Raw genomic sequence first — 19,129 nt, forward strand, 5'->3', positions numbered from 1 at the left:
GGTGGGTTAAGCCGCCTTCACTAAGCCGCTGTGTTTGAGTAGAGGCTCAGTACTGGGTTCACGTCCCCGGAATGATTGAAAGACTTCCATCGGATGTAAACTCCCGCCGAGAGCCAACACGGTATCACGGTATCGCTTGCCAGTCGTGGCGATCGCCTCCTCATTATCTAACCCCGCCTCCTCAAACGCCGCAAAGGCATCCGCACTCAGGACTTCAGCCCACTTATAGCTGTAATAACCCGCCGCATAGCCCCCAGCAAAGATATGGCTAAACGCGCACAAAAAGGCATCTTCTGGTAGAGGGGGCAAAATGGTGGTTGTCTGAGCAATCCGCCTACGCACATCTCCCGGAGTTTCCTTGCCACCAGGCACATAGCGGTGATGCAGCTCTAAATCGACAAAACCAAAGTGCAGTTGTCGCAACATCACAGTACCACTTCTGTAATGCCGTGCCGCCAGTAATTTTTGATAATAATGCTCTGGCAGTGGCTCACCTGTTTCATAGTGCCTTGCCATTCCCATCAACGTAGGCCGGTCATAACACCAATTTTCCATAAACTGGCTGGGCAGTTCCACCGCATCCCATTCCACATTATTAATACCGGCAGCCCCTGGATAATCGACCTGGGTAAGCATGTGTTGCAAACCATGACCAAACTCGTGGAACAGCGTCTCCACTTCATTAAAGGTCATCAAACTGGGCTTACCATCGACTGGGGGAGTCTGATTACAGATTAAATAGGCGACAGGTAAACGTGTGGTAGATACGCTATTATCCGCGATTTTGGCGCGACCAATGCACTCATCCATCCACGCACCGCCCCGTTTTTCCTCAGGACGGCTGTAGGGATCTAAGTAAAAGTAAGCAATAGGAGTGTTTGTCTCGTCCGCAATTTGAAAATAACGTACATGTTTATGCCACACAGGAGCCTGCCCATCCGCTGCCGTGACAGTAACCCCAAACAACCGCTTGACGAGGGCAAATAACCCATCGAGGACTTGGGGCAAAGGGAAGTAAGGGCGTAATTCTTCGGCACTAAAGGCAAACTTTTCTTCCCGTTGGCGTTCTGCCCAGAAGCTGAGATCCCAGTGCTTCAAGTCTTTGGCGTCTTGGGCACCCTTGGAGGAGGCAAACGCTTTCAACTCGTCTAAATCTTGAGCCGCCGCATCGTAACTGGCGCGACGCAATTCCTCTAACAGTTTCTCAACCGCTTCAACATGAGGAGCCATCTTACTGGCAAGGCTCAATTCGGCATAGCTCTTAAAACCTACTAACTGTGCTTTTTCCTGACGCAGTTCTAAAATCCGATCAATGAGTGGGTTATTATCCAACTCACCCTGCGAAGCACGGCTGATAAAGGCTTTATAGAGTTTTTCCCGTAAGTCGCGACGGGTGCTGTGTTCCATGAAGGGAACATAACTGGGGTAATCCAGGGTAATCCGCCAAGGGCCATTTTCCGTTGTCGCCCCCTCCTCTCCGGCTGCACGCGCCGTTTGAGCCGCCAAACTTAATAAGCTAGGCGGTAACCCGTCCACTTCATCTTTTTGGGTGAGAGTCAAGCTAAAGGCTTTTGTGGCATCCAGTACATGGTTCGAGAATTTGGTGGAAAGTTCTGCGAGTTCAAGTTGAATCTCATTAAAGCGAGCTCGCTTGTCTCCTTCCAAACCCACACCGGAGAGTTCTGCCTGTCGGATTGCCGCTTCCACAATCCGCTGTTGAGCTGGCTCTAGGCTACTCCAAGCCTCGCCTTCACGCAAAGCTTTGTACGCTTTGTAGAGAGATTGGCTTTGGTTCAACTTATTGACAAACTGTACAACATGAGGCTGCACAGCTTCATAAGCCTCCCGTAGTTTGGGGCTATTCTTGACACCCATCAAATGACCGACAATACCCCAACTCCAAGTCAGGCGTTCTGTCAAACGGTCTAGGGGTTCAACCAATCCGCTCCAAGTCGGTGTGACTCGCTGCTCTAAGCTGGCTAGTTCCTCCTCTAATTCTGCCAACAGTTGCGTCATTGCAGGCACAACATGCTCTGGCTCAATTGCATCAAACGGAGGTAGCCCTTTGCCAATTAACAAAGGGTTATTCGTAACAGTTGCATTCGCAATCATAAGTAGTGGTTCGTTTCGGACTCTTGAAGTGAACTGCTTTAATTGTTGGGGCTATGTTTATACCTAGCAGTGATCCCTGTCTTGAGAAATGATGACAAATTGAGTGTGATTACCCTTAGAGCTATAGACAAACGTATCTGTTGAGGTTTAGCCTAAACCCTTACACGGTTGTCTGAATGACTGCCGATACAAGTAAGCTTCTACTTAATTATCTGGAAAAATTATAAGCTGGCTGGGGGGGTAACCGTAATCGTTGAGGTGTACTAACCCCCATAAAATCGCGTGTGGCTGCTTAACGACGCTGAAGTAGAGACGAAAAGCGCTCTTTGATATTGGTAACCGTTGTTTGAATAATGTTAGCCGTCGTCGGTTGAGGACGAACCGCCACCTGAATCGGCTCATCCTTGAATTCCTTGAGTCGATGACCATATTCCAAGTTGTTTTGGTGCTTACGCAGTTTGGGGAATAGGCGGAAAACGCCCTTGAGCAACTCTTGTTCTTGCTCAAACACCGCTTGGTTGATTTGACTACTCCGGTTCACCGCTATTGAACCCGCTGGCAACCACTGTTGCTGACCTTTAATTCGTACATAAATATTAAATTCTGGCACCCCGGACTTTTTCATCTCGTCGTATTTCCGGGCTGCCGCCACCCGTTTCGCCTTACTTTTCTGGGCTGCCTTTTGCTTTGGCTGAACTTTCCCGAATCCAGTTTGGGTTGTCACAACGATTACTCCCTTACGTCCTTAACAAAAGTTTACACTATTTTCATATAACTTTTGCAGGATACTCCCAATTGTCGGTCAATCTCAGAATTTCAGGCGGGATTGAGTGGTCTTGGGGACTTCAATCTTAGAATCAGGCTTCATCAATTAACCCCTGGAAAAATAAAGTTTTTAGCCCTAGGGCTAAACCCAGCCGCTTCATGTTCTCCTGTGCAATTGAACCCCTACAATTAAAAAAACAAGGTGGATTGCGGTAGCGGTATAACTCAAGTCAAAGCTGAACCGAAAAGGCAATCCCAGATTAATTAACGTTTTTTAACAAGTTAGCTGAGTGGCAACCAATATAGGGGACGGCTAAAGCAATGCGTAAGCTTTCAGAAACTGTATATTCGAGTTTATTTTGGTTAATTTCTGGGCTACTGGTTTGGCTGGTAATTTTACCTGTAGCGTTAATGGGTTTACCGCTGGTCATTCTGGGAAAAGTAGCAGGACAGATTCTTTTTCAAGTCCCTCAGGCCAATTTAGTCAACGAAAAAAAAGGCTCACTGATTCATCCTGAAAGCCAACCACAAAATGCTGTTCAGCCAATTTTCACAACATTACTGCTAAAAACTCTTATTGAAGTACCTGCTGTCTTAGCCGCCGTCGTGTCTTTACAGCCGAAACGATTCCTAAAAGGTGAGCCTGTACAAGCGCAGCCAGTTCAGATAAAGGCTGTAAATTTACCAGGAGAATCCTCAACAGGAATGAGCGAGGTATCGGCTGAAGGAAAAACAACGGAAACTTAGCGATCGCAAATTTCTGCCTCCTCCAGCGCCCCCATCCTAAACGTTTTTCCTGCTTTACAAATCCCCCCACTCAACGAATAAAATAGATAAAATATTAAGAGAGGAATTTTTAAACCGAGGGAATCTCTATGCTCAAAAGCGTGGTTCTAGCCTTGGTAAGTTTGGGGCTAGTCATACTAACGACATTAGCGCTAGCTCCAGCGGGCGCGGCTACGAGTAATTCAGAAACTTATATATGGAGTTTTGCCTCCTTAGATAGCAATCAACTGGTTTGTAAGCAGGTGGTGATGCATCCAGAACGTTCATTACAGCGCCGGTCTTCCCAAGAGCAAGTTGTACAGATGAACTCTATATCTAAAATTGTGAGCGATCGCTATTGCGCTAATTCCGCAAAGCCATACATAGCAGGCAGATGAGTGAATCGGGAAGGGAATTGAAAAGGCAGAAGAAGGAAGGCAGAAGGCAGAAAAAGGAAGGCTCTTATGTTCCGTTCACAAGGGTATTCAAACCCCTCCTGAACTTCGAGCCAGTGAAACACTGTTCACATAGGCGCTTGATACCCTTACTCCTTTGAGTCGTGGGCAAAGAACGAAAGAATTCCTTGTGCCTTTTGCCCTGTGCCCTTTGCTTTTTTTAGTCAATTCCTATCCCCTCAAATTCTGCAAAAAGTGCCCAACTAGATAAAGAGAACCGCACAACACAATTAAACGTTTCGATGTCTCCGTGGGGTTAGAGGTTGCAGCTTCTAACCCTTTCTCTAAATCGGGATAGGTGCGGCAATCAGCCAGTTCTGGACAAATATTTCGAGCTAAAACAGCTAGGGCATTGGGGTCGGCTGAGCTATGGTCAGGGACGGGGACGAGGTACAATCGGTCTGTCCCTCGCAGCAGAGCCTCGAAGATATCCGCGTGATCTTTAGTCGAGAGGATGCCCATCACCCAAGTGACTGGGGTGTTGAGAGTATCGACATACTGACGGAGGGCAATGGCTGCGGCTGGATTGTGTGCACCGTCGATTAAGAGGCGATGATGGTGCCAGGTTGTCCACTGAAGGCGTCCCAGCCATTGGGTTTTAGCCATACCGTTTTGGATGGCTGCGTCAGTAATTTTCCAACCCTGGGAACGGAGGATTTGCACAGTTGCGATCGCAATTGCCGAATTACTCAGTTGAATGTCCCCCAGTAGGGGCAAGGGGTATTTAATCCCCTCATATTCTGCCCAATTTTTTGGAAACTCCCCTTCTCTCTCCCCCTTCCCTGATCGGGAACCGGAGCCTTGGTGAGGAGGTTGGGGGGTTAGGTTTTCCGAATTCGCCAACAACATTACCGCTGGTTTTACCCAAACGGTAGGGCAATCCAACTCTTTTACCCGCGCTTCTACAACTGCCTTGGCTTCTGGAGGAAGTTGTCCAATTACCGCCGGACATCCCGATTTGAGAATACCCGCTTTCTCTCTGGCGATGTCTGCTAAAGTAGGGCCAAGATTTTGCCAATGTTCCCGACTCAGAGAGGTGATGATACTCACTAATGGAGAGTCGCAGACATTCGTGGCATCCAACCTTCCTCCCAATCCCACTTCGATGACAGCAATATCAACCCGTTGCTGGGCAAAATACAACCAAGCGGCAGCCGTAATCACCTCAAACTGAGTGGGCGAATCTTGAATATCTTGAGGAATTGCCGCTTTCACTTGCAACAATAATTCTGCCAACGCGGGAATGGAAATAGGCTGTTCGTTCAAACAAATTCGCTCATTCCAATCGATTAAATGGGGCGATGTGTAGCGTCCGACGCGATAACCTGCCTCTGTGAGTACCGCAGAGAGATAGGCACAGACAGAACCTTTGCCATTGGTTCCCGTCACATGCAGGATGGGGACACGCTGGTGGGGGTTGCCTAAATCTGCCAAAAGTCGCTGAATTCGCTCTAAGCCCAGATGAACACCAAAGCGTTGCAAGGGATTGAGCAGAGAGTCGATGTCCATAGTGGTTAGTGGGAAAGTCGCTTTGGGCACACTAGGCACATAGTACGACTAGCGACGATTCTCAGTAAAGCCTCAACGGGCTACTTGGAATGAATCCAAGGATGTAACAGGAGCGATCGCTTTTGCTTTCTGCGCGACTTAAACTAACTAAGCTAGAAAATAGCTAGTGCAGACATCTAACTGACTGGCAGACATCTAACTGACTGGCTATGAGTACCCTAGTTATTATTAATACAGCATTCCCTCTCCCTGCCCCCGACATCGAAGCCCTGATCGAAGGGCGAATGATCGTTGTCTTACCTCGGATATTCATCAATCCAGGGCGGCAATTTGCTCTCTACCCCACGGATACCTCGATTAACGTACTACCCACGGAGCAGTATTATCGATCAAATTTTTTACCGACCGTTCAAAGATCTCTAGCTGAACTCGATGCTGAGACGGTTTTGATTAAAGCTTGGGCAAGGTGCGAATTTTGTCAAGTGATTGATGACACTGAAACTCTGGATCTCTTGTCCCAGCTATCTGTATGGACGAAGCAAGCCCTACTGCAAACTCGTGCCCAACGGGGGAATCTGTTTCTCGCCTTCTTGAGAGTTCACCGACTCCCTCAGCCCGTAGAAATCCCTGTTCAGCCCAATCCTCGCTTCTTCTCGCTGCCGCAATCCTTCACGGTGACTGACGCGACGCCCGTTTTAGGTGATATTTTCTTTGAACAGCGCTGTCGCCAACTGATCGAACCCAAATCCTCATTACATCCTGAACTGGAGGTGTTACAGGGGGCAATTGCGCCCCTATCCGATCATAATCTTGCCGCTAAAGAACTCGATTACGAGACGAGAACCTTTCTCGGTTGGAGTGGTTACAAGTCCACTGGCTCTATTCCCTCCACATTAGTCTGGATTCAAACCATCGCCAAAGTTGGTCATTCCAGCGATCATGTTCAGTTTGAAACCTTAGTGCGTAAAAGCTTAATTGAACTGGGCTTTACGAACTCCAATCCGAATCCTAAAACAAGTCTTAATGCGGAGGCAATTGGCGAAGTAGAGGGTTTAGATTTTTATTGTGATGCTCCCTATCCAGTGGTGGGAGAGTGTCAAGCCAGTCAACCGGAAAACGTGCCGAATCGTGTCTCTGACCAACTGCTGAATCTTGGTTATACACAGCTCGGCAAATCACAGTTTGACGATTCAGTCAAGATAATTTTTGCGGCTGACCCTTTAACCCCAGCCGATCAAAAAGCTGCCGTTGAGAACAACATGAATGTTATTCGTCCTGAAACTTGGCAAAGGTTAGTTGAATTGAAAGCACAGCACCAAGGTTCGATCAACTTGCTAGAACTCAAACCCTGTTTACAGCAAGCGCCCTTTGGTGAGCAGGCCGATGCTAAAGTGAACCACTATATTGACAAGGTACAACAAGACATCAAAGTGCGATCGCGTCTGGTGGAACTGGTCAAAAATTATCTCCACAATGCAGGGCTGAGAGATACTACCATTGAGGCGATCCATGGACTGTATACGGCTTCACTGCCGCCTCACCTCTTGACTCCTGAGGAGATGCACGACATTCTGATTGAGCTTTCCTCACCGTTAACCGGTTACTTAGGACGAATTAAAGGCAAAGACTGGAAGAGCGATCGCTTTTACTTCCTGCGTGAATTAAAGCTTGAGCGAGAATTGGCTTAATATCAGGCGATATTTTCCCAATTTTACCCATTATCATCATCAGGAAGCCAGTTTTATGCAACCAATCGAGCGTTATCAGGGGTGCCTTCTCGGCTTAGCTATTGGTGATGCGGTGGGAACAACTCTGGAGTTCAAGCAACCCGGAACCTTTACACCTATTAATGATATGGTCGGGGGTGGCCCTTTTGGACTGCAACCCGGACAGTGGACGGACGATACCTCAATGGCATTGTGCTTAGCCCAAAGCCTGATTGAGCACAATGAGTTTAACCCAATCGATCAGCTACAAAGATATTTGCGATGGTATGAACAAGGGCATCTGAGCAGTACTGGACGCTGCTTTGATATCGGTAACACGGTAGGAAGGGCGCTGATGCAGTTTAAGAGGACTGGAGAACCTTACTGCGGTTCCACAGACCCCCGCCGTGCCGGGAATGGGTCTATCATGCGTTTAGCTCCCGTGCCTCTATTTTTTGCTCAAAACCCTGAAGAAGCGATCGCCAAGTCAGCCGCAAGCTCCCGCACCACTCACGGCGCAGCTACGGCTGTCGATGCCTGTCGCTACTTGGCGGCGTTACTGGTGGGTGCGGTAAACGGAGTCAGTCGAGAAGAATTACTTTCGAGCCACTACAGTCCTATTCCCGATTATTGGCAGGAAAATCCTTTAGTGGACGAAATCGACGAAATCGCGGCGGGCTCGTTCAAACATCGTCAACCTCCGGAGATTAAAGGAAGCGGCTATGTGGTCAAATCCTTAGAAGCCGCTTTGTGGGCGTTTTATCATAGCCAATCCTTTGAAGAAGGATGTCTCTTAGCCGTTAACTTGGGCGATGATGCCGATACCACGGGTGCCGTTTATGGACAGCTAGCCGGAGCTTTCTATGGGGTGCAGGGGATACCCCCATCCTGGCGAGAACAGCTAGCCTACCGCGATTTGATTGAATCCTTCGCCAACCAGCTCTTTTCCTTAGCCAATGCTCAGTGAGATACTAGTCAGAACCCTTAAGCGGCGTTTTGTTTAAAAATTTAACAATTATTAAAGCCTTCCAGATCTTGGATTTTTAGCACATTCCTTTATAGTGGAATAAAGAAATCAATATTCCGGATAAAACAAACCTATAAAACACTACCCAAGGAAAAAACCGGATACAGTCTCAAGCAGAACAGCAGTCCCATACCTCTAGGATCTGAATAAAACCGCTCCGGAGTACTTGATCAATCAATTACTTTGATAGCTTTTGTTGTCCCGAAAAGAGGAGAGGGATAGCAAGAAGAATTAGCTATTTACAGCTACCCGCCACTGACGTAAATCCCTGTGATCGCGTTTGTGCAGCAGCACTTTAGCGATCGCAACGTTAGGAGCGTTGGCGTAGTTTAGTCCAGTCGGGCGGAGAGTTCTAGTAGCTTTTTAGTCCAACCATTCACTTTTTTTAAGCAATAGTTTGGGGTTAGTTAAAAATGGCAAAAATTCAAGTCTCTCAACCAATTAACACCAATGATGAGCAATCCCTATATACTGAGAATTTGATGCTTTATACTGAACTATCCTCAACTGAAACCGAGAACCTGAACGAAGGTCATGTCCTGTCATTTCCTGAATCTGAGATTGAGAACAAATATACCTTGACAGAAGAATCAGGAAAGCCAACGGCAAGCAACAGCGAGGAATCATTCTCTCCAGCATTACGCCAAACTCAACGGGCGGAAAATAATGTAGTGGTATCTCAGTACAGGGCACGCCAGGTAAGGCGGTGTGGTGGACTGAGTGATTTTTAGGAGCCAATAAATGGATGCGCTAAGCGTTGCGGTAGCCGTAAGCGATCGCGTCTTTCTGGACTATAAACAACTGAGTTCTTGCAGCAAAGAAAGTTTGTAGAACGCCTCCCCCTACCCCCTCCCCATTAACGGAGAGGGGGTTAATTTTTGCTTACCTGGATTTTTTATAAGCGTTATACTCAACACTCTGTATCCTGATCTATTAAAAGCCCAATTTTGTCATTATTTATTGTAAATTAAGCATAGATTTGTATGATTAATCCATCAATAAAGCCCATGATTAAGGCTGGTGAATTCAATGCACCTACACGCAGTACGGCTGTAACTTGGTAAATTTCTTCAGCAACTAACCCAACGGCTGTGGGCGTGGCAATCGTTAATGTAGGAGTATAGGTAAATGTCCTTGCAGATGTATCAATTGAGGTATCACCGAGCTCAATTTTGGAACCAAGACCACAAGGTTCCGCATAAAAGCTGACCTTGATACATAGGCTCAAAGGCATTAAGGCGATCGCACCCGATCCCCCAAACTCAACCGTGACTCGGAGTGAAAATGATTCGTGCTGATGAAGAATGGTTTCTGGATGCTCTCCATTAGAAACTGTCGTAAACACAATCAGGTTAGAAAGATTGCAGTTTATAGGGGCAACCTGGACGTGAGAACCCTTCATGAGTTGTTAGATGCAAAAACATTCTCTTGAATTGCCATCAATCAGATTTATGCCTTTATGTCCTACTGAGGGTTGATGAATACTATCATTCTTTTAACGAAACTTAGATCATCCCTCAAATCTAGCCAGAGGTAAGCAGTGAGCGCTAATTCCCTTGGACGCTTTTGCCGTCGTATAGTACGGGCGTACCGCCAGCATTTTCCGGTTCAGGGTGCAGGAGGTTGGATGGAAGCCGAAACCATGTATTTCAGCTTTGACCATCCACAATGTACCCTGCTGTTGGGCTTGACGCCAAGTAACCCTGAACAGGGAAAAAGACTGACTGTTAATTTGAGTTCCTTTGATAATGAACTCTCTCTCAGTGTTGACTCAACGGGGATTAAATGGAATGCTCTAGCACAAAACTTCTTTACTCCTGAAGAATTAGACAACTTGGAGAATCTTGCTAGTCGCGTTTATTTGATTGCTCTTGACTCCGTTGAGCAACTTAGAGTTTTAACTTCGCTGACGAGCTGAATGCCAAATTGATAGGATATCCTTGAACTCAACGGATTGACACAGTTACAGTTCCATAGGTTGAGTGATAGGAATTCACTCAATAGGTGGCAGATAAGTTGTATATCTTCAGATTAAGCTGTCAAGTTGCCTGTTACTGGACAAGAGACAGTTGTTAGTTATCAATACCACAAATGTCCTTTTGTTTGGCATAAATACTTTTCATGTGCTTCTTAACGGTATTCGGCGTAATGCACAATTCTGAGGCAATTTTTTTGTAGGGGTAGTTTGCTCGATGCAGTAACCACACCTCTTGTTCACGGGAAGTTAGGCCATATTTTTGGGCTTCTTCGATCGCTATATTCTCGATCACTTGATACCGATCATCCACAGTAATCAAGATACAGGGATGTTGGATCGTTTCTAACCTCAGCCATCTAGCTCGAATATTTAAGGTGGTAAAGTCATCAGTCAAAATTTCAGACTCCATTTGCCAACGTTGATTCGGAAATAAACTGCGGCTTTGAATCAACGATTGACAAACATGCCAGATTTCGATGGGGACTAAATTAGCTGGTGACCGATATTGGTTTAATTGGCGCAAAACTCGACGGGCTGTATCATTGGCATAAATTAGCTCTCTTTGATCGCTGAGAATCAAAATGCCCTCAATAAGGTTTTCAATCGCTCCAGGGCGTAATATAGAATGTTGCTCAAGGTTTTTAGAATAAGAAGATTTTAGCGATTTTGTTCCAGAAGTTGGTCTTTCAGTAACAGGGATAACATTGCTTAAATTGGTAGTTGCCATGTCTATTAAAAACCTCTTTCATTACATGCATCCGAATTGATAGATACACTCCGAAGTTTATATTGCTAACCTACCATCTTGTGTTGGTAGAAGTAACGAACAATCCTTAGTGCCCAGAGTAATATCAACTCTTGTGGCACCATTTCTGTAGAACCAAAGAGACGATCGCTGAGTTTGGTTGTAGTCAACGCTGCCTTCGATGAGTACCAATAGGTAATGGTGTAGCCGACCCTGATCTGCTCAGCAATCCTCGTCTTTATTTAAGCAAAAAAATTTCAAATTATCTATATTACAAACAATTTGATTACTGCTATTATTTCTTACTGCCTGAATAAACTCTACTAATTTCATAATTCTTTTTTTATCTAACCAGAGGTTTTTAGAAATCTTCAAACCATCATCAATATTCATCAATATTATTGAGAAATTTTCGCTTAAATTTTCAGTCGGAATAGATGGTACCCATTGAAGTACTACAAGTATCTGCAATTAGTACATCCCTGATGATTTTAAGCTCGTGTCCCAGCGCTTTGTTGTGTAAGAAGCCTAATTCACAACCGGGGAAGTATTGTGTCACCTAGATGAGAAATCGCCTGTATCGAGCGATCGCATCGCTGGATTAAGCTGCTCTAACATCCACTGACAGAGTTGCTTACTTTCCAGAGTAGACCCAATGATTTTAACAGTGTCGGTTTCGATATGGCAAACGATAGCCCGTTGCTCTGCCCCAGAGTGAAGCTGTCTCACTTGAAACTCTACAGTAAATGAGGCAAGTGACGACCATTGTTGTTTCCCTCCCGGTGTGGAGAGGTGTTCTTCAAGAGTAATATCTATCGATTCTCCAATCGGCTGAGAGGATACCCCTTTTTCAGAGTTGGGTGCAATCAAAGGTAGGACTACTTCTGCTTTTTCTACAGTCGATGCTTCCCTAGTGTAATAGTCAGTTAATGGCTGATTTATACAGTAGGTATTGGGTAGAGACTGGCGGTTTTGTGTTGTCTGTATATCGGTCGATTTTTCGATTGGCTGTGAAGAATTTTCTCTTAATTCTAAGAAATTTTCATACTCAGCCAACATCATTTCTTGGAAAGAGCGGTATCGATCTGCTCCTGGCAGCCAATCACCAAAAAACCAAGCCTCCCACTCTCCATCCTCAGTCATCACCTGCGGATTGAGCAGATAGACGGTTGATTCTCCAATGTCGCTGATTTCTAGAACCTTCTGCAAATACTCGACTCGCAACTTGCTGCAATCTTGATCATCACCATAAATCAAATAGTCTACATCGGGAATCGAAGGGGTGACGAGGCGACCATTACCGGAGCAATCTAAATTGAGTGAGGTATTCCCATATCGTTCAATAAAAGCATTAATCCAATCTTGATGCCTGACCGAAAACCATTCTATATCTTCAGTAGACCAGAGTCGATAAATGAACGGGGTTGTCTGACGCCAACCATTGGTAACTTTGAGAAATTCTCGATAAGAGGGAGGTAGAGCCATTCCCAAACGAGCTTCAGCACGAGCAATTTGCTTCTCTGTCGCACCTGGATAACCTAACCATTTAGATTCAATGACTTCTGATGGCAATTTTTCTGGGTTATCCGTAATTGATTCTAGTAATTCTCGACTCCACTGTCTTAAAAAACTTTCCCAATTGAAAGAGTTCATGGTTAAAAGACTGAGCTAGACGACTTGAAGTAGTGGCACCTTGAAGCTGCCTAGAGTCGCGGGTACACATTGAAGTTTCACGATTGCTTGTAAACGGTAGACCCCTGGTTCCAATGTGATTTCATTTAGCACCGCTGTATAAGAAAGTTGCCCTTTTTTGAGAGTAGCCAACTCTGTATCACCTACATGGATGACTTCACCCGTCATTCGATTACGAACATGAAATTGAGCGTAGTACTCAACCTGCTTATTCGTCAAATGAAGTGCCGTAAACCCAGTCAGATTAAACCCGACTTCAAGTGCAAAAGGTGTCTCATGACTAAGAGGGTGTGGGAACACTCGATTACCCTTTTCAACAACCATTGGTCTTGGAGTTGGGTAGGCTTGAACAGCTCGTATTTGAGTAATTTCTAGCGTTATAGGTAGTGCCGTCACTGGACTCTCGGCTGCAATTGACTGGCACATTTGTTCACTGATTTGTTCCAGCATCCACTCTTGGAGTTGATCGGCTCCAATCTCGGACCAAGTTTGACATTTATTCGCTTCTATGTAGTGAATGATCGTTCTTTGTTCCTCTCCCTGTCCTTCAATTGTGCGGGAATGAAACTCGACTCTAAATGAGGCAAATGTCTGCCATTCATCTTGAGGCATTAAAGGAGAAACGTTTACTTTAGCTGCTGCATGGGATGATTCATTTTTTTGATTTGAGCAATCTAAGGGGTTATCTGCTTCTGCATCTGCTAATGCCATGACGTACTGGGATAATTCATTTTCCTGAGTTGGGAGATTCGAGAATCGCTCTTCTTCTCTATCGGAGGACTCAACAAACTGCTGTGAGGATAACTCCGCAGTAGCAAGTACTTGAGACTGAGCAATCCATCCTTGAATCTCACTTTTTGAGACAGTATGACCTTGGGTTTTTAGGCGTGACTCAACTTCATCAACTGAGAGCTTAGCCAAGTCCTGAAAGGTATGAATATTGAGCAACTCTCTGAGCCATTTTTGTTTGGTGATTCCGATTCCTTTAATTCTAGTCAAGTCGTCACTTTTTTTACTGTTTCTATTGGCTAGGCTATTACTCTTGAGTGATGTAGTCATCGCCTTTTCCTCACTTTGCTAGCAGAGGCAAACCGAACCGATTAATTAGCTGTTGTGCCTTGAATTTGCTCATCATAAATGGCCAAGATACTTGCAACCCCTAGGTTTCTCTATTTTGAATGGATTGAGAAATCACTCTATTGATTCTCGCTGAAAAAACTGGCAGGTTACTCGTACCTGCCAGTCAGAGTGTTGTTTCCTGGGTACCTCAGAAGTAACAACACTCACTTTATAAACGCTGAGGTTTAGTTCATCCTAAACTTACATCGCGGGGTAAACTTGAAGCAGAATTTCTTCAATGTAGCCATACCCATAGACGTACTGATCGCAAGCATGGGTGCCAGGACCAACGGTGACTGTAGCACCAATTTCGTAGAGTCCAGGAGTTAGCTTGGCTTGCTCTGGAGTCAGTTCCTTGGAGATAGTGTAAATCAATTGATCTTTCACCGTCACGATGCTGGCTTTGACATCTACTTCAGGTGCGGCACCAAAACCCTCGAAGCCAAAATCAACGCTAATCGTTGTACCCAAGCACATTAGAAGTTTAGCGAGCGGGCTGGCATTGAAGTCAATCTGCACGCTAATGGTAAACTTCTCATCCGACGCAACGATGTACTGTGATTGATGTTGATCAGCAGGAGCAACGCTTGAACCTTTAACATCCAGCTTGGACAGAGTGAAGTAGACTGGACCCAAAACACCTTTGGAGTAGGTTTCGGTATCAGTAATTTGATCCTTACGTTGTGCAGCTTGAAGAGATGTAGCAGGAGCGATTGAGTTTGCCATGATCGTTATCCTTTTGTTTGGTAAGCTTGTTGGACTACTAAACAAACTTTTGGAAGATTCGCTTTCAAGCTTTTTCGCTTTCAGTTCATCCGTCCTTGGCTTGTCATGTCTGTATCATGGCAGGGCTTCTCTAGGGTTGGCAGTACCCCGCCAGGGTACTCTTTAAAAAAGATTGATTGTGTAGAAGCAAAGCCTTGTGCAGAAAGCTTTTGCGCGAAATCATAATAGTAGTCTTTAAGCTATTTCATATTTAAATTGCTCCCGTTGGGACGGGCAAGATGCCCATTCCACAAGAGTTTTTACAGTAAGGATAGTGCAGCCCCCTCTCTGTTTAGGAGCAGGGGAACAATACTTCCAATTCCTTCTCCCACGGGGAGAGGGATTTAGGGTGAGGGCTGATAAAGATGACATGCTTTCTGTACTGAATCTTATAGTACACTTACTTGAAATGTACTGAATTGTTTTCGGAGTTGCACACTTTTTGGATTCAGTGTAGGAAAGCAATATGGGATTAAATACTCACCCTTAGGGATTTGAGGATTTGTATTATGATTTCTAACTTCGTACCCCAGATGCCGTAAAGACTGGAGATAAGAAAATACATCATCAGCATTAACTGCCCAGAGTAATCCTAATTCTTGTGCGGATATTTGGGTTGCGACGCCTATTCCTCGCACTACACATTGAACAATACGCCAAAATTGCTCAACCTTTAAGTTGGGATTAAATGTCAAACGACCTCTAAACCTAGGACTGTACTGATAATAGCCAGAAAGCTGAACTAAATCAGCCATTCCTGTCAATTCAATTAATTTTTCCTCAAACGCTTTCCACAGTGCTGTAAATACACACGGCTCTAGGTGATTAGCAATTAACTTGACTTGGTTAGTGCCTAAAACCCACTGTTCATAACCAACGGCTGGAGTTATTTCAATAATATATTGATATTCTTCTGTCCAAATATCACTCTTCTGGACTGTAATCGTCCAACTAGAAGGGTTCAATTCGTATTTCAGGTTAATCTTGACACTGTTAGATACGTAATTTTCATTCCAAGCAAAATCAGGAGCTAAGAATCTTACAGTTTGCTCATGAATAGCATAGGTTGGTAATAACTTTGCGGTTGGTTGTTGAGTCTTGTCAAGAAGTGCGATCGCATCTTTCGCCTTCTGAGCATATCTCTGTGTTAACTGACGCTTACGTTGTCTAAATCCCAACGTCTTAGATGTAGGCAAATAATGCATGGGAAACGGTAGCTTCACCCCCATCACTTGCTCTAAAATACTCAGGGCTAAAATTCGCCCTAGTTGTGGCGGAACCGAATTTCCAATCTGTTCAATACAAACTTGACGATTCCCCACAATCTGATAATCATCAGGAAAAGTTTGCAGTCGCTTGAGTTCGGCAACGGTAAACCGACGATTGTCCCAACTAAATGGGCCAGTATATTGTCCCCCTTGAGCTTTAATCGTCCGCACCGGCATTTCTGGGTCAGCTTTATATAGAAAATCAGAGAACTTTGAACGCCAACTAAACACTGGCTGAGGATGTCCCATTTCCTCGGTATAAAAGCTATAGTTTAACCCTGGTGGAATATTAGTTAAAAGGTAGCCGTATCGACCCCCAATCCCCTCATCCGCCTCAGAAATATCAGCTCCTGCCACCGCTTCCCCTGCCGTGTAGAAGGGTTCGCACTCTGGAGAATCTGGCCCATGAGTGGGATAAGGAAATTGATAACTCCCTTCTCTCAATCCCACAATAAATAAACGTTCCCGATGCTGGGGTACACCATAATCAGCGGCATCCAATACCCGAAAATGAATGGTATACCCCGCTTCTTGAAATGCGGCTTGGATTTCTTTCCAAGCTTCTCCGTTTTGTGCTCCCGTGATTCCGTAAACGTTCTCAAACAAGAATCCTTTGGGTTGAAGCGTTTTGAGGATGCGGACATATTCTTGAAACAGAGTACCGCGAGCATCACTGGTTCCAGCCACTCCAGAGGCTCTTCTCCCGGCGGCTGAGAAGGTTTGACAAGGGGGGCCACCGATGATGAAATCGACTTTTAAATCGGGATTGGGAGAATATTCTCGAATATCAATGCAAACAGCACTGGAATTTTCTAGCCGTTTCCCTGGTTGTGAGTTGTGGATGAGCGTCTGTACATACTTCGCCTCCAACTCAATCATCTGCACAATCTGAAAACCGCAGTCATGGAAGGCAATATCCAGCCCACCCCCACCCGAAAATAAGCTTAGAGTTCTAATGGGAGCATGTCCCTGCCTGGAAAACCATCTTTGAAGCGATAAGCCAAAGCAATCAGGCCATGCTGGGTTACGACTATCATCCAGCGCTTGCAACATTTCCCCAAACCAGACCACTTTGTCTAGCTCAGTATTCGGTAGAGTCAACGGGAGGGACAGTTGTTGCATGGGAGGCGCGATTCAGTCGTGATTGAACGGCAAATCTCTATCCATCACGGATTGAGTTGCCACGTCAATCTAGCATGGCTCATCGCTTTCGCTTCAAATATTCTAAATTTTCCCCGGCAGAAGAAATGACTCCCTCTTGTATCCCTAGCTACCTAATCATTCTGACAGGTACCGATATTTTACACAGCAACCTTCGCCGCAAAATTTCAGGATGAGAGATTTCTGCTAACGCGCATAAGCCGGCAAGGCTGTCAAATCTAAACAACGATCCAAGCAACGGGTTTCAATTTTTTCTAACAGTACTTGAATCAAAGCATATTGATTGACAACGGCTGATGGTATGCTCAAGCCTGTCATTTCTCGCATGGGTATAGGCACATTCTGATCCAACTTAAACTGACCATCTTTGAGTTGGAATAAGGCGCACACCTGCTGCAAGACCTGCACTTGAAATAGATGTTTTAGCTGTTCATCTTGCAAAACACCTTGATTTTTCAAGCACAAACCCAAAGGCTGATTGTTTCGATAGAACTGGAACAGCTTAGTCGCTACCTGCGGGCTGACCCAATTGCGTTGCTTAATCAGCGAAATTAAACCTTGTTGGTCTAATCGATTCGCTGCCGCTACGATACGACCTTCATAAATCCAAATGTAATGGACTGATGGCATTGTTGATGAATAATCTGGCAAAGCCCGAAGTCTCAGCACGCCAGTTTTACGACCCTTATCGATAAACTGAAATATCTCTGGTAAGGGAAAGTCTCTGAGAAAGCCAATTGTAGACATACGCTGTTCAATTAACGATTAGAAGACAGACTGAGAGAACCGACTACCAATCTCAGGTGTAAGCTTTTTTCTTCTAATTTTATAAGTCTCTTAATAAAAATTTGCGATGATTATTCACGATTATCTATCGTAATACCAGTTACTACTCGATTGAATCTAAAGAAATATTAAATTAAAAAAATTCCTATCACGAAATGGATAGTTTATCTTTCTAGCTTGCCTGTTTGATTCTCGTTAACTTGAATCAAAAATTATCGGTCAAGGCTGTATAAGTCACTACAAAAATATTTTTATTAATGTAGGATTTGCATTAGAATAATGCACAGCAAATTCTAGAATGTTGCAAAGGATACAAGCGAGAAGCATGAATGGATGAAGAAATTGAATTGAACCTCTATGAAGATGGTTCAGTGCTGTTGACTTGCTCAATTAAGTCCTCCAGTTCTCGTTGCATCTGAGTACAAACTTGCTCATAGCAGGCATCAACATAATCGCGATCGCTCGCCGCTTCCCGCCCATAACGCTCAAACACAATCGGCGCACAAACACGAGTGTGGATCTGTATAGGCAAAGGAATATTCGGCAAAGGGCCAATCCCGACGCCCCAAGGTAGCCCCAAATAAATGGGAAACACACCCATATCGGGGTCAAACCACAAAGGAACACCCCATTTATGCAGTTGCAGTGCCTGCTGGTAAAAATCTCCCAAAATTATCAGAGTATCGTGGGCACCGTGAGAAATCGCAGGTACAATGGGTGCCTCTTCCCTCAGGGCTAGTTTAATAAACCCCTTACGTCCTGCAAAGTAAATGCGATCGCGCAGGTGATGGGGACGAAACATATCTTCTGCCCCACCGGGATAGACGAGAACGGCTGCATCTCTTTGCAGGGCGGCGATCGCTGTTTTGGGGTGAGCCATTATAGCCCCTACCGGAGCCGCTAAGCGACCCACAGTAGGAATTTTCCAAGCCAATCGGTGCATCAATCCATAGGTTAAGCGTTCATAGCCGAACCTGCGGTACCAGTCGTACATAAACATCGAAGTATCCGGTGAAGCCGAGCCGCCATTATGGGTACCGACAATCAGCATCTTTCCCTCCGAGGGAATATGATGCCAGCCCTCGGTTTGCACTCGAAAGTAAGAGTGGTACAACCATTCCCACACAGGCATCCAAGCTTTAATCACCTCAGGATCGCGCTGATCGAGCGACCAACCATCATATAGATGCTCAGAGGCTTGAGCATGTCTTCGGTAACGAGCCGTCAGAAGATCGAAAAAATTAAACAATGGTTCTTAACCGCCCTAAACAAAGAA

General features: G+C 45.2%; 17 protein-coding genes. 6 read left to right on the plus strand and 11 right to left on the minus strand.

Going from position 1 to position 19,129, the window contains the following annotated elements; translation table 11 throughout:
* Positions 1-6 precede the first annotated feature (6 nt).
* Together MIC7113_RS22645 and MIC7113_RS22650 are read right to left on the minus strand one after the other, a co-directional pair.
* Positions 7-2,112 (minus strand): M3 family metallopeptidase, encoded by a 2,106-nt coding sequence (locus MIC7113_RS22645; protein ID WP_015184519.1) that lies wholly within the window; start codon positions 2,110-2,112, stop codon positions 7-9.
* Positions 2,113-2,404: 292 nt separating this feature from the next.
* A complete protein-coding gene (locus MIC7113_RS22650; protein ID WP_015184520.1) occupies positions 2,405-2,836 on the minus strand; it encodes an HHL1-like protein in 432 nt (143 codons plus the stop codon).
* 362 nt (positions 2,837-3,198) lie between these two features.
* On the opposite strand from MIC7113_RS22650, the gene MIC7113_RS22655 reads away from it, so the two are divergent.
* Together MIC7113_RS22655 and MIC7113_RS22660 are read left to right on the plus strand one after the other, a co-directional pair.
* Entirely contained in the window at positions 3,199-3,624 is a 426-nt protein-coding gene (locus MIC7113_RS22655; RefSeq protein WP_015184521.1) for a hypothetical protein, read from the plus strand.
* A 128-nt stretch (positions 3,625-3,752) separates the two neighbouring features.
* Positions 3,753-4,040, plus strand: a complete 288-nt coding sequence (locus MIC7113_RS22660) for a hypothetical protein (protein ID WP_015184522.1) — start codon at positions 3,753-3,755, stop codon at positions 4,038-4,040.
* Between the two features lie 228 nt (positions 4,041-4,268).
* Here MIC7113_RS22660 and MIC7113_RS22665 read toward each other — a convergent pair whose 3' ends face one another.
* Positions 4,269-5,606: a bifunctional folylpolyglutamate synthase/dihydrofolate synthase gene (locus MIC7113_RS22665; RefSeq protein ID WP_015184523.1), complete on the minus strand. Its 1,338-nt coding sequence runs from the start codon at positions 5,604-5,606 to the stop codon at positions 4,269-4,271.
* A gap of 209 nt (positions 5,607-5,815) precedes the next feature.
* Between MIC7113_RS22665 and MIC7113_RS22670 the strand changes: the two genes are divergently transcribed.
* From MIC7113_RS22670 to MIC7113_RS22680, 3 genes are all read left to right on the plus strand, one after another.
* Complete coding sequence (locus MIC7113_RS22670) at positions 5,816-7,294, plus strand: DUF1802 family protein (RefSeq protein ID WP_015184524.1); 1,479 nt, start codon at positions 5,816-5,818, stop codon at positions 7,292-7,294.
* 55 nt (positions 7,295-7,349) lie between these two features.
* Positions 7,350-8,279 carry an ADP-ribosylglycohydrolase family protein gene (locus MIC7113_RS22675; protein ID WP_015184525.1) on the plus strand — a complete coding sequence of 310 codons (930 nt, stop codon included), beginning with the start codon at positions 7,350-7,352 and terminating at the stop codon, positions 8,277-8,279.
* A gap of 473 nt (positions 8,280-8,752) precedes the next feature.
* Complete coding sequence (locus tag MIC7113_RS22680) at positions 8,753-9,070, plus strand: hypothetical protein (protein ID WP_015184526.1); 318 nt, start codon at positions 8,753-8,755, stop codon at positions 9,068-9,070.
* 236 nt (positions 9,071-9,306) lie between these two features.
* Here MIC7113_RS22680 and MIC7113_RS22685 read toward each other — a convergent pair whose 3' ends face one another.
* Positions 9,307-9,741, minus strand: coding sequence for a hypothetical protein (locus MIC7113_RS22685; protein ID WP_015184527.1), 435 nt, complete (start codon positions 9,739-9,741; stop codon positions 9,307-9,309).
* A 138-nt stretch (positions 9,742-9,879) separates the two neighbouring features.
* On the opposite strand from MIC7113_RS22685, the gene MIC7113_RS22690 reads away from it, so the two are divergent.
* Positions 9,880-10,257: a hypothetical protein gene (locus MIC7113_RS22690; RefSeq protein WP_155898081.1), complete on the plus strand. Its 378-nt coding sequence runs from the start codon at positions 9,880-9,882 to the stop codon at positions 10,255-10,257.
* 154 nt (positions 10,258-10,411) lie between these two features.
* On the opposite strand, the gene MIC7113_RS22695 is transcribed toward MIC7113_RS22690, so the two are convergent.
* The 7 genes from MIC7113_RS22695 to MIC7113_RS22725 all read right to left on the minus strand — a co-directional run bounded on the left by MIC7113_RS22695 (position 10,412) and on the right by MIC7113_RS22725 (position 19,102).
* Positions 10,412-11,044 (minus strand): helix-turn-helix transcriptional regulator, encoded by a 633-nt coding sequence (locus tag MIC7113_RS22695; protein ID WP_015184529.1) that lies wholly within the window; start codon positions 11,042-11,044, stop codon positions 10,412-10,414.
* A 573-nt stretch (positions 11,045-11,617) separates the two neighbouring features.
* Positions 11,618-12,715 carry an SMI1/KNR4 family protein gene (locus MIC7113_RS33735; RefSeq protein WP_015184531.1) on the minus strand — a complete coding sequence of 366 codons (1,098 nt, stop codon included), beginning with the start codon at positions 12,713-12,715 and terminating at the stop codon, positions 11,618-11,620.
* 15 nt (positions 12,716-12,730) lie between these two features.
* Positions 12,731-13,813 carry a hypothetical protein gene (locus MIC7113_RS22705; protein WP_015184532.1) on the minus strand — a complete coding sequence of 361 codons (1,083 nt, stop codon included), beginning with the start codon at positions 13,811-13,813 and terminating at the stop codon, positions 12,731-12,733.
* A 261-nt stretch (positions 13,814-14,074) separates the two neighbouring features.
* On the minus strand, positions 14,075-14,599 hold the full coding sequence (locus MIC7113_RS22710; RefSeq protein WP_015184533.1) for a hypothetical protein: 525 nt from the start codon (positions 14,597-14,599) through the stop codon (positions 14,075-14,077).
* A 428-nt stretch (positions 14,600-15,027) separates the two neighbouring features.
* The gene (locus tag MIC7113_RS22715) at positions 15,028-17,028 is read right to left on the minus strand and encodes a DNA cytosine methyltransferase (RefSeq protein ID WP_015184534.1); all 2,001 of its coding nucleotides are present in this window, start codon (positions 17,026-17,028) and stop codon (positions 15,028-15,030) included.
* 225 nt (positions 17,029-17,253) lie between these two features.
* The gene (locus MIC7113_RS22720) at positions 17,254-17,814 is read right to left on the minus strand and encodes a DUF4388 domain-containing protein (protein WP_015184535.1); all 561 of its coding nucleotides are present in this window, start codon (positions 17,812-17,814) and stop codon (positions 17,254-17,256) included.
* 394 nt (positions 17,815-18,208) lie between these two features.
* Complete coding sequence (locus MIC7113_RS22725) at positions 18,209-19,102, minus strand: lysophospholipid acyltransferase family protein (protein ID WP_015184536.1); 894 nt, start codon at positions 19,100-19,102, stop codon at positions 18,209-18,211.
* Positions 19,103-19,129: the final 27 nt, after the last annotated feature.

It is taken from the genome of Allocoleopsis franciscana PCC 7113 (assembly GCF_000317515.1).
In the GTDB taxonomy this organism is placed as follows: Bacteria; Cyanobacteriota; Cyanobacteriia; order Cyanobacteriales; family Coleofasciculaceae; genus Allocoleopsis; species Allocoleopsis franciscana.

Excerpts from the sequence above, each read along its gene's own strand:
- MIC7113_RS22695 (WP_015184529.1), bottom strand. The coding sequence starts at position 11,044 with ATGGCAACTACCAATTTAAGCAATGTTATCCCTGTTACTGAAAGACCA.
- MIC7113_RS22665 (WP_015184523.1), bottom strand. The coding sequence starts at position 5,606 with ATGGACATCGACTCTCTGCTCAATCCCTTGCAACGCTTTGGTGTTCAT.
- MIC7113_RS22675 (WP_015184525.1), top strand. The coding sequence starts at position 7,350 with ATGCAACCAATCGAGCGTTATCAGGGGTGCCTTCTCGGCTTAGCTATT.
- MIC7113_RS22720 (WP_015184535.1), bottom strand. The coding sequence starts at position 17,814 with ATGTCTACAATTGGCTTTCTCAGAGACTTTCCCTTACCAGAGATATTT.
- MIC7113_RS22710 (WP_015184533.1), bottom strand. The coding sequence starts at position 14,599 with ATGGCAAACTCAATCGCTCCTGCTACATCTCTTCAAGCTGCACAACGT.
- MIC7113_RS22680 (WP_015184526.1), top strand. The coding sequence starts at position 8,753 with ATGGCAAAAATTCAAGTCTCTCAACCAATTAACACCAATGATGAGCAA.
- MIC7113_RS22670 (WP_015184524.1), top strand. The coding sequence starts at position 5,816 with ATGAGTACCCTAGTTATTATTAATACAGCATTCCCTCTCCCTGCCCCC.
- MIC7113_RS22660 (WP_015184522.1), top strand. The coding sequence starts at position 3,753 with ATGCTCAAAAGCGTGGTTCTAGCCTTGGTAAGTTTGGGGCTAGTCATA.
- MIC7113_RS22705 (WP_015184532.1), bottom strand. The coding sequence starts at position 13,813 with ATGACTACATCACTCAAGAGTAATAGCCTAGCCAATAGAAACAGTAAA.
- MIC7113_RS22655 (WP_015184521.1), top strand. The coding sequence starts at position 3,199 with ATGCGTAAGCTTTCAGAAACTGTATATTCGAGTTTATTTTGGTTAATT.
- MIC7113_RS33735 (WP_015184531.1), bottom strand. The coding sequence starts at position 12,715 with ATGAACTCTTTCAATTGGGAAAGTTTTTTAAGACAGTGGAGTCGAGAA.
- MIC7113_RS22685 (WP_015184527.1), bottom strand. The coding sequence starts at position 9,741 with ATGAAGGGTTCTCACGTCCAGGTTGCCCCTATAAACTGCAATCTTTCT.
- MIC7113_RS22645 (WP_015184519.1), bottom strand. The coding sequence starts at position 2,112 with ATGATTGCGAATGCAACTGTTACGAATAACCCTTTGTTAATTGGCAAA.
- MIC7113_RS22715 (WP_015184534.1), bottom strand. The coding sequence starts at position 17,028 with ATGCAACAACTGTCCCTCCCGTTGACTCTACCGAATACTGAGCTAGAC.